The organism is Litoreibacter arenae DSM 19593, from assembly GCF_000442275.2.
Lineage (GTDB): Bacteria > Pseudomonadota > Alphaproteobacteria > Rhodobacterales > Rhodobacteraceae > Litoreibacter > Litoreibacter arenae.
Window position 1 is genome coordinate 82,835 of the sequence record NZ_KE557311.1, and the last position, 14,348, is coordinate 97,182.

Here is a 14,348-nt window from a genome sequence, read left to right on the forward strand (position 1 = left end):
ACAATCGACAGTTGGTGGAGGTATCAATTGCCGCAGGCGCGAAAGTCTCAAACTGGCCCCGCGATGTGAGCGACGCGAGCCAGGCTGAGCCAAGCATTCTCAAGCCGTACAACCTTATGTCGATCCGTCGCATGCGCTCAAAATGGTTGGCTCCGATCTCTGTCGCCAGAGTTTCCGTGCAGCTTGCCGGCCGCATTATTCTGACCTATGTCAGCTCCGGCTGGCTGACGGAGGCGGGTGATGGCTACCCCTACACGGTGCAGGTCGTCTCGCGGTTTGACGAGTTGTATTTCGAAGGCGGCGACAGGCGCTATTTGGGCGCAGAGCACAGCAGGATGGCAGCGGATGCACGTGGGTTTTAGATTTGTAGCGGGCACTGTGGCGCTGGCTTTTGGCGGGCTGGCAGGGGCGCAGACCCTACAGCCGACGCTGGAGCTTACACCCTACGCCAACATGCATGCGGTGCAGCAAGGCAGCAGCCTTGATCTGGGCTTCCTTCCGGACGAGGTCCATCCCGGCTTCGGCGGCGCAGCGGTCGGTGTTGATATTACATTTAACAACGATAATCTGCTGCTCACCTGCCCTGACGGCGCGTACAGGATAGCCCTCTCGGATGGCCTTCTGGTGCGTGCGGATTTGTTCTGCCCAACGGACCAGACCAACCATGCCGACGTCGAGGCGCGACTGCTGGACGCGGGCTTTGCGCACGTTAAGGACTTCACCCAAGACAATCTCCATCCCGACCGACCCATGGGGCCGCACTGTGGCCGATGCCTTCGAGGCCCTTCCGGATGAAAAAGGCGGCACTGTAGCACGTATCATCCTGTCGCGGTGGGAGCGGCCGGGACGGGCATTTAGTGAGCCTGTCAGCCGCCTATTACGCGCCGGCCGAACGCACGCGGCCAATGCTGGAAATCGACATCTCGGTCCCCAAGACATACCTGTTCCCGCGATCGGTGTTCGCAAAATCGTCTGTCGGGGATGACAGCTGGAGCAGCCCTCTCATAGAACCCGTACGCCCCAAGTTCAATGACGAGCCATGGGAGTCCATGCATCTTGAAAGGCGCTATGATCTGGCCGCGAAGGCCGCGATGCAACTTTGCTCCGGCTGACTGCGGAAGGGGCAAGTTGTCAATCAACTGACCGTGTGTCCAAGCCGGATATACATAGGTCAATTCGGGCTCTCTCAACGTCGCAGTCCTGGACTGCACCGGCCCTTGGTCATCGGCTGGCGATAGACACTGGCGTTGGTCTCAGCATATGGTCAGCGGGCTATGTCGCAATTCAGCTGAAATCTGTCTCTAACTCATCACCAAAAGTCTGGTGATTACCGATACATTCCCTAACCCAATCGGGGTTGTGATAGGTATCCAGATACCGGTCCCCGCTATCGCACAGCAGGGTGACGAGCGGTCCCCTACGCCCGGCCTCGTTCATGGATTTCGCGATCTGCAAGGCTCCCCAAAGGTTTGTCCCCGTTGAAGGGCCTGTCTTGCGCCCGATCAGCTTTTCCAGCCACAGCATCGTGGCGATGCTGGCGGCGTCCGGCACCTGGATCATATGGTCGATGACGCCGGGCTGAAATGACTTCTCGACCTTGGGGCGACCAATGCCCTCAATACGGCTGGAGGCGTCCGACGTCAGGCTGCGATCGCCCGACATGTAGCTGTCATAGAAAACCGAGTTTTCCGGATCGACCACGGTGAGCGCGGTGTCATAGCCCTTGTACCGGATATAGCGGCCCAGCGTGGCGGAGGTGCCGCCTGTGCCTGCGCTCATCACCAGATGCGCCGGGATCGGGTGCGGTTCATGCGCCATCTGAGTGAAGAGACTCTCGGCGATATTGTTGTTGCCGCGCCAGTCCGTTGCCCGCTCGGCATAGGTGAATTGATCCATGAAATAGCCACCGATGTCGCGGGCAAGCTTGACCGAGGCGTCGTGCATCTGTGGCGCGCTGTCGACGAAGTGGATCTGCCCGCAATAGAATTCGATGAGCCGTATCTTGCTGCGCGCGGTGCTTTTGGGCATCACCGCGATGAAGGGCACACCGATCATGCGGGCGAAATAGGCCTCGGAGACGGCGGTGCTGCCAGAAGATGCTTCGACAATGGTGGTATGCTCATCAATTTGACCGTTGCACAGGGCATAGAGGAACAATGATCGCGCTAACCGGTGTTTGAGGCTGCCTGTCGGGTGGGTGCTTTCATCCTTGAGATAGATGTCGACGCCTTCGAGCCGCGGCAGGGGCAATTTGAACAGATGGGTGTCCGCCGACCGGTGCGCATCCGCGTTGATCTTGCCAATTGCTTCTGCGACCCAGTTGTTCATTGCTCTACCCCGGCTTCCTGTGGTGGATATCTTGCGTAGTGACCCCCTTCATAGGGATTTGATCAGCAATAACAAAGCGCCGCTTGCCGCGATGGAGAGCATCAGAAACCGGCCCAATGCCCTGCTCATATGGCCGCGCACCCGCTTTCCGATGACATAACCCAGGATCAAACCGGGCAGCATCAATAGCCCCAGCAGCGCCTGACCCATATCAAACACACCCGCAAGGGCGAGCGCGACCAGCGAGGTGATGTAGGAGAACGTAAACACCAGCGCCATCGTCGGTCTGGTCTTTTCCAGCGGCTCATTCTGATAAAGAACCACCAATGGCCCGCCGGGAATGCCGGTTGCGGTTCCCATCAGCCCCACGGCTACGCCGCAGATCACCAGGTTACGGGTGGTCAGGACCAATGCTCTGGCAAATATCGTCACCGCAACAGCGCACAGGATCAGCGACGGAAACACGATTCCAAGCATTCTTGCGGGCATCATCGTGACAACCACAGCAGCGATAGCCGTCCCGATTACAATCGCGGGCATTAACAGTGCGACTTCCTTGTGAACAACATATGTCCTGCTGTCTCCCAGCATGAGCAAGGACAAAAACAGGTTCACGAACAGCATCGGACCGGGGACATACTCCAGACTGATCAGCGCCAGAAGCGGCGCCGCAATCATGCCGAACCCCATCCCGGTAGACGTCTGAACAAGAGAGCCGAAGATCACAATGGCATTCGCGACGACGAGTGAAGAGATCGTTTGTGTGAGCTCCATCCGGCACCTTGCCTTTTTGTTGAACAGGAACAAGGGATCAATGCCGCTTACAATCCGATCCGTCGCGCGATGTTCACGTTACATGATCGCAGCCGTTCTTGAAACCGGCACTGCAATGGGCAATCAGCCGCGTGGTGTCCTCATCCGACCAGTCACGCGGATTGGTCACCGCGACCCAAGGACGGATGTAATCGGCGGCGTAATAGGCATGTCCGTGGCCATCCGGCGCGGTGGAGGCCAGTGCCATGTCCACAGCGAGTTGAAACTGTGTGACGACCGGCAGGAATCGCATCGCAGGTGAAACGTCAGGCCCGGGCGGTTCGCGCATCCATTCCGGTTTGCGAAACAGCGAACTGGAGGTGAAGAACACGATGGGGTCACTGGAGTATTGCAAAAAGACGATCCGCATATTGCCCCAGCCGTCCGGCCCGCCCGGGTCGGTATAGTGCGAGGCAAAGCGGACAAGCCGGTTCTCGCCCAGTTCCGGCAGAATGTAGGGGCTCTCCTTGTTGCGCGACGCGACGATGTTCTGCCAGCGCAGTGACGGGAAGGGCGGGCCGACCCACAGCGCCCCGTTGATCGGATTGTCCAGCAGCGTAAACATGTCCGTGCCGTGCATCAACGACCAGGCACCAAGGCTGAGGCCGTGGACATAAAGGCGCGGGCGTGCATCCTCGGGCAGGTCACGCCAATAAGTGTGAATGGTGCTGATCAAGGCTTCCGCCTGATCCAGCCCGGTGCGGGTCTCCAGAATCAGGGCCAGTGGCGATTGCAGGTAGGAATACTGCACCGCCACCGTCGCGATGTCGCCGCCATGCATGTATTCGACGGTATCGAATGCGCCCGGATCCATCCAGCCGGTGCCTGTTGGCATCGCAACAATCAGGATTTCGCGGTCAAAGCCGCCCTGCCGGATCAGTTCTGCCAAGGCCACGTCAGCCCGCTCCTGTGGCGTATCCGCCTGCGCGCGCCCGACATAGACGCGGATCGGGTTCAGGGCGACGCGTCCGGTGAACGCGGCGATATCGCGGGCGGTTGGCCCTGTCAGGACATAGTCGCGGCCCGGCTGCCCCAAGGCACCCCAGTTGATCAGGGAGTCCCGTCCACCGGTCAGACCCTGTGCTGCCGGTGGCGGCGGGGCATCGGCAAAGAGCCGTTGCGCGACCGTCACGGAGTTGTCGAGACCGATGATGACGCGGTTCAGCACGCCGTCTCTGGCAAGGAGGATCAAAGCGAATGCGACGATCAGGAACCCGGCTACGTTCGCCGTGCGCGCGGGCATGATGCGATAGAGGCGAAACCGCACCCGGTCGAACAGCCATTGCAAGACGTATCCGATCAGCACCGCCACCGCGAACACGAAAAGGGCCAGCGCCGTCGTGCGGACTGTGTTGGCAGATTCCAACAACTCCATCCCCATAAGTTCACGGATGCCGTTCTGCCACTGCCGCGCGTTCATCAGACACAGCACAAGGATGATTGCCGTCGGGACAGTCGCGACGACCCGCGCAACCTGACCGGTCCGGCCCTGCGGTTCAGGCAGGTCCAGAAGCCGCCAGATTGCAATGCAGGCCCGCCCGATCAGGTATCCCAGCGACATCACCGTGCCGCCCAGAACGCCCTGAACGATCCAGCTCCGCGGGATCAGCGACGGTGTGAGCGAGGTGGCCAGAAACACCAGCCCCAGACAGAGCGGAAGGAAGTAGAGACCTGTTCGAGCCAGAATGCGCATGAGACCTATCCAGTTCAAAAGGGTTCCATCTTGGATAATACAATGCCCGCAGATGGGCCACCCGAGCCTGTCACTCTCACACAGCCGTTCACGCTTCGCCAGAACTAGGGTAATCGTTTCAAATGGACATAATTCTCATAACCACGATTATTGCATCGCTGTTCCTCGTGATCGGCGCGGCTGAGCCCTTGTCTGCCAGGTTGCGGCTGCCGTTTACCGTGATCCTCGCGGCACTTGGAATGCTGATCGGGTCAGCGGCGATATTCTTCCTGCGGACCAACATCACCGATGCGCTCAACCCGGTCGCAGAAGCCATCCTGGCGCTGCCGATCCGCTCGAACGTGTTTCTATATGTCTTTCTGCCGACACTGCTGTTTCAGGCTACATTGGGCATGAACCTGCGCCGGATGCTCGATGACTGGGTGCCGATCATCGTTCTGGCCGTCGTCGCCGTGATCGTTGCCACCCTCAGTGTCGGTTATGCTCTGTCCTGGGCCAGTGCGCTGCCTCTTGCAGCCTGTTTGCTGATCGGGTCCATCATCTCGACCACGGACCCGTCGGCGGTCGTGTCGATCTTCCGCTCGATTTCCGCACCCCGTCGCCTGTCACGGATCATCGAAGGGGAGAGCCTTCTGAACGACGCGGCGGCCATCGCGCTGTTCGGGCTTTTCATGGGGTATGTGATGATCGGGGTTCCCGACCCCGAATTGGGCAGCGCGTTGGCGCAATTCCCGGTTCTAATCGGGGGTGGGGCGCTGACCGGATGGTTGGCGGCGCGTGTCGGTCTGTGGATCATGGCCCTGTTCAGCGCCCATGAACTGGCGATGATTTCGGTTTCTGTCGCCCTACCCTACCTTGCCTATATCGGGGCGGAGCAGATGGTGGGGGCGTCCGGCGTCATCGCCGTCGTTGCGGCGGGCCTGACGCTGAACCTTGCCGGACCCGGGCGGTTGCCACCCGAGTCCTGGGTCAACCTGCGCGAGATCTGGGACCTGCTGGCGCATTGGGCGGGTGCGCTGATCTTCATCCTCGCAGCCCTGCTGATCCCGCGGCTGCTGGAGGACGTGCGGGCAAGTGATTTCATCTTGATCGGTGTCGTCATCATCGCGGCGGTTGCGGCGCGGGCGGTTATGCTGTTCGGGCTCTTGCCGCTTTTGACGATGCTGAAACTGTCGCCCTTGATCGAGCGCCCCTACCGCACGGCAATTCTATGGGGCGGGTTGCGCGGTGCCGTGACGCTGGCACTGGCGATGGCCGTGACGGAAAGCACGCGCGTCCCGTTGGAGGTGAAGCGTCTCGTCGGCATTCTGGCCACCGGGTTCACGCTTTTCACCCTGCTTGTGCAGGGGTCGACGCTGCGCGCCGTCATCGGCTGGCTCAAGCTCGACCGGTTATCCCCGATTGACGAGGCTATGTCGCGGCAGGTCGTTGCCGTGGCCCTGCAAACCGTTCGCGAGGATGTGGCCCGCACAAATGAGGATTACGCCCTGACCCATGATGTCGTGCGCTCGGAGGCGTTGAGATTCGGTGAGAGGCTGGATGACGCGGTGAAAGCCGCAGAGGAAAGCGAGGACATCCTCGACAGGGATCGCATTACCCTTGGACTTATTGCGCTGGCCGGGTTCGAGCGGGATACGATCCTTCAAAAAGTGCGCGAGCGCACGATTTCCGCGCGGATGGCGGAGCAGACCTTGCTGGATGCGGATCGGCTGATTGAAGGCGCGCGCGTTGGCGGGCGCAGTGGCTATCAGCGGGCAGCACGTCGCTCCGCCGCCTATCACCGCACACTGCGTCTGGCCGTGGCAATTCATTCGCGCTTCGGGCTGTCGGGTCCGCTGGTGCGGATGACGGCGGACCGGTTTGAACGCTTGCTGGCGCAGCGCCTCATCCTGCGCGATCTGGGCACCTTCATCGACGGGCGAATCCGCCGCATTCACGGGAGGCGGGTTGCCGAGCTGTTGCAGGAATTGCTGTCGCGCCGCATCGAGATGGTGGAGACCGGCCTCGATGGCCTGCGCCTGCAGTATCCGGGCTATGCCGAAGAACTGGAACGCCGCTTTATCCGCCGCACGGCCTTGCGTCTGGAAGAACGGGAATATGCCGCCATGCGGGAGGACGGCTTGATCGGTGCCGAAGTCTTTACAACGTTGATGCAGGACCTCGCCCGGCGCAGGGGCGCGCTGGAAGACCGGCCGTCGTTGGACATCAGCCTCAAGCGGCTGGAGTTGGTCAAGCAGTTTCCGCTGTTCGAAGGGCTTGATGAAGCGGCAATCCGTCGGCTCAACCGCGCGCTGAAGTTCCGCTATGTCAGCCCTGACGATATCATCGTGCGCAAGGAAGCCCCGGTCCGGAATGTGTATTTCATCGCGTCGGGTGCGGTCGAGCTGGAGAGCGCAGGCCAGACATGGCGTTTAGGGCGCGGGGAGATGTTTGGGCAGGTCGCGATCCTGACGAAAAACGCGCGTCGTGCCGAAGTGCGTGCGATTACGCCGACGACCCTGCTTGTTCTGGATATTGTGCGCTTTCGAGCGCTGCTGGAGAAAAGTGTGGGGTTGCAGAACGCCGTGCGGGAAAGTGGCGAGAAGCGCGGGATTGATCCGGAGATTTTGCTGGGCGACGTTCAGAAAACCGCCTGAACGCCATCCAGATCACGATATCAGCACGTCACAATCTGCATCCCGCAAGACACGGCGGGAGACGCTGCCGATGAACGCGCGGCTGACCAGATTTTTGCGTGCCTGACCCATGGCGATCAAATCCATGTTCTGATCCTGACAATACGCCACCAGCGTCTTGGCAGGGTCGCCTTTGGCCACGGCGGGCTGAATGCTCACGTCACTTTTGCTCACCAAAAGCCTGAGGTGTTCTTCCGCCTTAAGGATCAGTTGTTCCCGATGGTCCGCAAACGCCACCTTGCCAGCGCCGGTACGCAGCATGGCTTCCTTCAGTTGCCGGGGGATATGGACGACCTGTAACAAGCGCAATTTAACGCCGGGCAGTTGCTGCGAGACAAACCGCATCAGGTCCAGCGCTTCATCCGTCCCGTTGGTTGCCACGACTGCGCGCGCGTAGGGGGCCTCGGCCTTCGTTTTCACAACAAGGACGGGGGTCGACGCAGCCGCAATCACACGTTCTGTCGTTGATCCAAGAAGCCTTTCGGATATCTTTCTTTTCTGGTGCGCGCGCATAACGACAAGGGCTGGATCCACCTGTCGGCAGAGGTCGATCAAGGTAAGGGCATGTGCCCCTGCTTCGATGCGGATGCTCACTTGGGATTTCTCCACCCCCAACTCGAGCAGCGCCGCCTCGATCCGGTCGCGCGCAGCAAATGCCGCCTGGCCAAGAAAGGTCGAGGCGTCGTCAAGCTCCGACGGATCGCCCGGAAGATCGAGAACATGCGCGACCCAAAAATCGGCGTCGTGGTTTTTCACAAGCTCGATCGCGCGTCTCAGGACCGCCATGTCTTGCGGAAGGCGACCGACTGCCGCGAGGATTACTGATTTGGGCATGGAAAGACCTCCGTTAAGTGTGTTTGACGAGCGCAGTAGCAGTATCAGACAGGCGTCAGCCGCATCAGCGCTCCTCTGCCGAATTCGTCGCTATCTCTTCCGGGACACTGCCATCTCCAATTGGACTGACCAGTTGTATCCGCCTGTAGGGCGCGATGCTGCCAGCGCGGCGAAGCCCATCGTCGATCAGGCTGAAAATCTCGTCCCGGCAGTCTATGGCGCGCTCGAACCTTGGCACCCAGTAACGCACGGTATAGCAGATGCCGCTCTCTTCATAAGATCGCACCCGAACATCGGCGGCGGGCTCCTGCTGGATCATCTTGGCCTCGCTCAGAGCTTGCAGGATGATTTCGCGCGCTTTTTCTATGGGCAGCACATGATCGAGCGTGATCTGGATCTGCGCTCTGAATTCGCGTTTCGGGGCGGAGTAGTTGGTGATGCGTTGACGCGAAATCTGGCTGTTGGGCAGAATGACATAGGTGGCGTCCAGCGTTTGCAGGCGCGTGGTCCGCCATCCGATCTCGATTACCTTACCTCGCGCAAGGCTTTCGATATCAATCCAGTCCCCGATGCGGAATGGCGCCTCGATAGCAAGTGCGACGCCTGACAGGGTATCGGCAACGACGTTGCGGATTGCGAACCCGAGCAGGGCAAGAATGATGCCGGATCCGGCAAGGGCACCAACCGCCCCCTGACCCAGATAAAGCGCGGTGGTCGCGATGAAGGCCATCATGAACAGGAAGGCTGATATCAGGTCTTTGAGTAGCCGAGGATGCGGACGTCGGCCACCGATCTTGTCAAGTAGCACTGCAATGATGCGGCTGGCAGTCCAAGCTACCGCAAAGTAGGCCGCAGCGGTGGCAACAAAGGTCAAGGTTTCGTCGTCCGCTAACGGTTCGGGAAATTTCGACTGGTGCAGAACGAAGCCAATCGTAACAGCTAACGCGACAAACGGTAAAACAAGTCGGCGCAGATGCTGCAACATACTCATGAAATTCCCTTACGCGCCCGAAGCTGATACATTTTGGTAGCCGGATTGTTTCTTGAAAAGCATACGCAAAAAAAACGCTAGATTCTAATCGCCAGATCGGTTCCCGGCTGACTAATGTCTAAAGGTTGCGCCAATTGCTTCCAATGGCGCAACCGAATTGTTGTCATTTTGGTCTATGCGGCAAGCAACAATCTGCTTTGGCCGTGGTGCCGCTCAACGATCTCTCCCGGCATGGTTTCAATGCGGGAGTCTCGCCCGCATAGCCCGTCAACGAAGCGTTCAATATTGCTGCGATGAACACCAATGTCCCGGAGGGTATGATCGTTCAGCGCACGTAGTGCTGCGATGGTTTTGCGCCGTTGCCAGCTTTCGAAAGCGGAACGCATCCAGCGTTTTGCAGGCCCACCACGTCTGGGTGTTGAACTGCTATTTGCCGCGATGGCCATGGGGCGAAGTGCCAGAAGTTCACAGTGAAACAAGATCGGATGCATGTCATCCTCCATCGTTAAGAGAAAAAGTCCTGACGCCGCCTTTTCGCGCTGATGGTTTTTACTGAACGCAAATCAGATTTTCAGGCGAAGATGTCGACGTCCCTTTGGTCTGGTCGGGTGACCATTCGAAACCCCGTGGCGTGAGCGGCACAAGTGCCAGCCCCGCCCGGGGCTACCGCCGGTTCAGGGTCTGACCCGCAAAAAGCAAGGTTCTCTTATGGAGACTAAACATCATCATGGCCCTCATCTGGGATATCGCGCCGCGTCTTTCAACAGGGCACGGTTTTGTCTGATGTTTTTTATCAGAAAAGGGCGTTTATGGGCCATTTAAGCCACGAAAACGCGTCATTGACCGGTTTGGTGCGGTGATTGGCGAACCTGGTCTGGGTGCACAAATACGCCGGTATGATGGAATACGTAGATCAGTTTCGAATTCCCCTGCTGAACCGCCCGCATCCCCGTTATCCTGAAGTCAGACGCGTCGTTTCGCCCCAGCAAAACGAAGGTTCGCGATAGAGCCATGAACGATATGTCAATCGCACGGGGAAAGCGTAAGGTAGCACAATCTTGCAGGTGTCCGGCCTGGCCCGAAGATGTTGACAACGGCTACTGTTCAGGCGTGATGCGGATAAAGTTCCGCCGCGCAATCAAAGGATATTCATTATGAAAATCATCGTCATGGGTGCAGGGGTCATCGGGGTCACGACAGCCTATTACCTTGCCAAACAGGGGGCCGAGGTCGTGGTGATCGACCGTCAGATCGGTCCCGGGCTGGAGACCAGCTATGCCAACGCGGGCCAGCTGAGCTATGGCATGACGTCGCCTTGGGCGGCTCCCGGCATTCCGCTCAAGGCGGTCAAGTGGATGTTCATGAAGCGCCGTCCGCTGTTCATCTGGCCCCTGATCAGCCCGACGATGTGGAAATGGTGCGCCCAGATGCTGCGCAACTGCAACGAGGACAGCTATCGCATCAACAAGGGGCGCATGGTGCGCGTATCGAGCTATTCGCGCGACGTCATGCCGGAACTGATCGCGGAGACGGGCATTAAATACGATGGTCGCCAGCAGGGCACCTTGCAGCTGTTCCGCACGGACAAGCAGGTGAAGGCCTCCAAGGCGGATCAGGATATTCTGGCCGAATACGACTCTCCGTACGAGGTGCTGGACCGCGACGGATGTATCGCTGTCGAACCGGCGCTCGGTGCCGTACGGGACAAATTCGTCGGTGGGCTGCGCCTGACGGCAGACCGCACCGGCGACTGCCGGTTGTTCACCATCGCGCTGACCGAGAAATGCGTCGAGATGGGGGTCGAGTTTCAATACGGCCAGTCGATCAAATCCATCGCCATGGAGAATGGCAGGATCGCGGGCGTCGACACCGAAATCGCAGGGCGGATCACCGGGGACGCCTATGTCTGCGCCATGGGCAGCTACGCGACCGGCGTGTTGAACCCAATCGGGATCAGGCTGCCGGTCTATCCGGTCAAAGGCTATTCCGTCACGCTGCCGGTCACGGACGACGCGATGGCACCGCAATCGACCATCATGGACGAGACCCACAAGGTTGCAATCACCCGGCTTGGCGACCGCATCCGTGTGGCCGGGCAGGCGGAGATCGCGGGCTATTCCAACCGCCTTGGCCCCCACGCAACCGATACCGTCAAGCATGTGATCGGCGATCTGTTCCCCAAGGGCGGGGATATTGCGCGCGCCGAGGGCTGGACGGGACTGCGGCCCATGACCCCGGATGGAACACCGGTTCTGGGGCCGACCCAATACGACAATCTGTTCCTCAACACGGGCCACGGCACTCTGGGCTGGACCATGGCCTGCGGGTCTGGGCGTGCGGTTGCCGATGTGGTGCTTGGCAAGACGCCGGAGATTTCTATGGATGGGCTGACGGCCGCCAGATACGCGCGGTAATCACCCAGGGTGGGCAGGCCGAGGACCTGCCCGAAGCCGGTGGCTTTCCGGTTCTCAAGCGTGTGCCTTCAGGAAATGTGCGGAGCAGAGCCTCCCGCCCCGACGCTGCCTGCGGCAATCACCTTTCGCTGCACTGAATGATCGCCCCGTTTTCCAGGGAGTTCTCCAGGGTCGCCATGTCTCCCTTTGACCACCAGACATACTCGCCGGACACATACCGGGCGCCCGAAGCCGAAACCACGTTCACAAAAATACGGTCGTCGTCGTCGATTTCCATCATGGCCAGCGCATTGACGCCCGAGTTCACGTATTGAACTGTGATGTCATCCCGGCCCTCACACGTATAGCCGATTGACGAAAGCGAGCTGTCCTCGTCGATGTCGAGCGTAACCGACAGACGGGCATCGGCAAACGCCGTAGTGGCAGCAACAAGAAGGGCCACCGTGGTGATCGTTAGATGTCTCATTGCTTCTCCTGTTTGGTGATAGGAATTGAGGATGGAAAGATGCGGCCTCACCCTGCAGCGGCAACCTCATCAACTTCATACAATTCGAATCTGCGCACAAGCGCCTGTTGTCATGGTGCCACTGGAAGGCCTCACCGAATTGGTCCACGTTTTCGCATGGGACTGTTGCACTAATCGGCTGATGCCGCGTTTGTGCGGTTCTACTACGCTAGATCATGCGGCTGCAAAAGCTGACCGATGACCTGGATTTCGCCTCTGACGTTTGGTTGTTTGTAATGGATATGGCCTCGCTTGATCGTTCGAATTGTCTCTCTTCCGCTTAGGGTTGCTTTAGCTGATCGTAGCGGGCGAAAGCTCTTACGGGAGTCAAAGAGGCGTTTCAAGGCAGCGTGATCGCCCTTGATGAGGTTTTCGCGTCACTTCTTGCCGATGTGCCGAATGCTGTCGAAATGAGTGTCACAGCAGTGATTAATTTCGTGGATGACACGCCGATAGCAGGAGGCTTTGTCTGTGACGATGGTGACCGGGCGATGCACCCTCACGCGTTCGATGGCCTTGTTCATAAAGGCTTTTGCTGCCCTTGATCCCGTGCTCTGCAGGCAGATCCACCACGTCCTGATAGGACAGCGGGTGGCGCAGATACCACCGCACCGCACAATTGATGATGTCACGTGGAAAGCGGTGGCGCATGAACAGGGATATCCACGGCATGCTCGACGTCAAGAGCATGATCGTGGCCAAACGGCCCAGTTAATCCAACAGTCCGATATTGGTCGCATCAGACAACAGTGACATCTTGCCCCCGAAATAGACCCCTCAGAGACGCGCGCCAGCGACAAGCGATAGGGGAATTCAAGCCCGGCCTCGACACCCATCAACGCCACAGCAACTGTGCCCATCGCACCCAACTGCTTCCCGTTGCCAAGAAAGTTACCGCGCGAATGATCACGGTCGCAGGCAAGAAGATCGACGGCGAAAGAATCGAAAGTCCATAGTAAACCAATGTCGCGACTGCACCCGCCAAAACCCAGACGCCGATCAAAATGTCGATAACTATCAGAATGATCGTGGCGGGCATTGCTGCATTGGTGATGCCCCGAACCATGCCGCCCTAAACGTTCTACCAAGAAGAAGCGCAGCGCGACAATGGTAGCCGCCATGACGCCCAATAGCATGGTACGTGAGCGTCCAGTCCATAGACGACAATCAACAGGCCGATACCTGCGATGATTGAAAAAGAACGATATTATCGCCTCCCAGAAACGCGGAGCGGGCGCGCCTTGTGGAATATCGGTCTTCATTAGTTCCTCCGGTGATTAATGGGGCTTAACCTGGAATTTGATGCAGCCTCGAAAAGACCTCCCTTGGGGCCTGGAATAGATTAGCTTTCCTGTTAGACGGTTCAGCTTTGTCTGCTTCCGTATCCGCCGCCGCCCGGTATCTTCATGACAAAGACGTCACCGAGGTTCATTTCGGCTATATCGTTGCCTTCGAGGGCTTCGGTCTCACCAGTGCTGCGAATGACGGAATTTTCGCCTGTTTTGCCCCGCTCACCACCTGCTGCCCCATGCGGCGGAGTTTTTCGATGCGACGTCAGAACGGTAACAGTCATCGGCTCAAGGAAGCGTAGCTTTCGGACGATGCCGTTGCCGCCCTTGAACCTGCCCTGACCGCCGGACCCCTGCCGAATAGAAAACTCGTCAACCCGCACCGGGATCCGCGTCTCCAGGGCTTCCGGATCAGTCATGCGCGTGTTGGTCATGTGGCTGTGCACGGCACCGGTGCCGTCGAATTGATCGCCCGCGCCGGTGCCACTGCAGATGGTCTCGTAATTCTGGAAAGTGTCACTGCCGTAGACGAAATCGTTCATCGTGCCCTGACTGCCCGCGATTACACCAAGTGCGCTGTAGAGCGGGTCGGCGATGGCCTGAGATACTTCGGTATTGCCCGAAATCACGGCTGCGGGATGGGCCGGGTTTATCATGGATTTTTGGGGGACAATCAGGTTCAACGACTTAAGACACCCTTCATTCATCGGGATGTTGGAGACGACCATTTTGCGAAACACGTACAGCACGACGGCATTGCCCACTTAACGGCAATGACCTGTAATGGTCCCCAGGGGTGATTTTCT

Annotated in this window: 13 protein-coding genes and 2 pseudogenes; 5 read left to right on the forward strand and 10 right to left on the reverse strand. The window is 58.9% G+C overall.

Annotated features, from left to right (window positions below; translation table 11 throughout):
- The first annotated feature begins 65 nt into the window (after positions 1-65).
- The 3 genes from THALAR_RS09880 to THALAR_RS09890 all read left to right on the forward strand — a co-directional run bounded on the left by THALAR_RS09880 (position 66) and on the right by THALAR_RS09890 (position 1,112).
- Positions 66-362: a hypothetical protein gene (locus THALAR_RS09880; protein WP_154666789.1), complete on the forward strand. Its 297-nt coding sequence runs from the start codon at positions 66-68 to the stop codon at positions 360-362.
- Positions 346-795: a hypothetical protein gene (locus tag THALAR_RS09885; RefSeq protein ID WP_021101405.1), complete on the forward strand. Its 450-nt coding sequence runs from the start codon at positions 346-348 to the stop codon at positions 793-795. Before THALAR_RS09880 ends, THALAR_RS09885 begins: the two co-directional genes overlap by 17 nt.
- 62 nt (positions 796-857) lie before the next feature.
- The gene (locus THALAR_RS09890) at positions 858-1,112 is read left to right on the forward strand and encodes a hypothetical protein (protein WP_021101406.1); all 255 of its coding nucleotides are present in this window, start codon (positions 858-860) and stop codon (positions 1,110-1,112) included.
- 172 nt (positions 1,113-1,284) lie between these two features.
- On the opposite strand, the gene THALAR_RS09895 is transcribed toward THALAR_RS09890, so the two are convergent.
- The 3 genes from THALAR_RS09895 to THALAR_RS09905 form a co-directional block, all read right to left on the reverse strand.
- Positions 1,285-2,328 carry a PLP-dependent cysteine synthase family protein gene (locus THALAR_RS09895; RefSeq protein ID WP_021101407.1) on the reverse strand — a complete coding sequence of 348 codons (1,044 nt, stop codon included), beginning with the start codon at positions 2,326-2,328 and terminating at the stop codon, positions 1,285-1,287.
- A 48-nt stretch (positions 2,329-2,376) separates the two neighbouring features.
- The gene (locus THALAR_RS09900) at positions 2,377-3,102 is read right to left on the reverse strand and encodes a sulfite exporter TauE/SafE family protein (protein ID WP_021101408.1); all 726 of its coding nucleotides are present in this window, start codon (positions 3,100-3,102) and stop codon (positions 2,377-2,379) included.
- A gap of 73 nt (positions 3,103-3,175) precedes the next feature.
- Positions 3,176-4,834, reverse strand: coding sequence for an alpha/beta hydrolase (locus THALAR_RS09905; protein WP_021101409.1), 1,659 nt, complete (start codon positions 4,832-4,834; stop codon positions 3,176-3,178).
- 122 nt (positions 4,835-4,956) lie between these two features.
- Here THALAR_RS09905 and THALAR_RS09910 point away from each other — a divergent pair, with 122 nt between their 5' ends.
- Positions 4,957-7,470, forward strand: coding sequence for a cation:proton antiporter (locus tag THALAR_RS09910; protein WP_021101410.1), 2,514 nt, complete (start codon positions 4,957-4,959; stop codon positions 7,468-7,470).
- 12 nt (positions 7,471-7,482) lie between these two features.
- Here THALAR_RS09910 and THALAR_RS09915 read toward each other — a convergent pair whose 3' ends face one another.
- The 3 genes from THALAR_RS09915 to THALAR_RS09925 all read right to left on the reverse strand — a co-directional run bounded on the left by THALAR_RS09915 (position 7,483) and on the right by THALAR_RS09925 (position 9,825).
- On the reverse strand, positions 7,483-8,343 hold the full coding sequence (locus THALAR_RS09915) for a universal stress protein (RefSeq protein WP_021101411.1): 861 nt from the start codon (positions 8,341-8,343) through the stop codon (positions 7,483-7,485).
- A gap of 64 nt (positions 8,344-8,407) precedes the next feature.
- Complete coding sequence (locus THALAR_RS09920; protein WP_154666790.1) at positions 8,408-9,334, reverse strand: mechanosensitive ion channel family protein; 927 nt, start codon at positions 9,332-9,334, stop codon at positions 8,408-8,410.
- A 173-nt stretch (positions 9,335-9,507) separates the two neighbouring features.
- A complete protein-coding gene (locus THALAR_RS09925) occupies positions 9,508-9,825 on the reverse strand; it encodes a DUF1127 domain-containing protein (RefSeq protein ID WP_021101413.1) in 318 nt (105 codons plus the stop codon).
- A 663-nt stretch (positions 9,826-10,488) separates the two neighbouring features.
- On the opposite strand from THALAR_RS09925, the gene THALAR_RS09930 reads away from it, so the two are divergent.
- The gene (locus THALAR_RS09930) at positions 10,489-11,748 is read left to right on the forward strand and encodes a D-amino acid dehydrogenase (RefSeq protein WP_021101414.1); all 1,260 of its coding nucleotides are present in this window, start codon (positions 10,489-10,491) and stop codon (positions 11,746-11,748) included.
- Positions 11,749-11,866: 118 nt separating this feature from the next.
- On the opposite strand, the gene THALAR_RS09935 is transcribed toward THALAR_RS09930, so the two are convergent.
- The 4 genes and pseudogenes from THALAR_RS09935 to THALAR_RS09950 form a co-directional block, all read right to left on the reverse strand.
- Positions 11,867-12,214, reverse strand: a complete 348-nt coding sequence (locus THALAR_RS09935) for an MliC family protein (RefSeq protein ID WP_021101415.1) — start codon at positions 12,212-12,214, stop codon at positions 11,867-11,869.
- A gap of 203 nt (positions 12,215-12,417) precedes the next feature.
- Positions 12,418-12,925 (reverse strand): annotated as a pseudogene (locus tag THALAR_RS19060) (DDE-type integrase/transposase/recombinase).
- A gap of 8 nt (positions 12,926-12,933) precedes the next feature.
- Positions 12,934-13,515 (reverse strand): hypothetical protein, encoded by a 582-nt coding sequence (locus THALAR_RS18430; protein ID WP_154666791.1) that lies wholly within the window; start codon positions 13,513-13,515, stop codon positions 12,934-12,936.
- Between the two features lie 101 nt (positions 13,516-13,616).
- Positions 13,617-14,297: pseudogene (locus THALAR_RS09950) on the reverse strand (hydantoinase B/oxoprolinase family protein); the annotation flags it as partial.
- Positions 14,298-14,348: the final 51 nt, after the last annotated feature.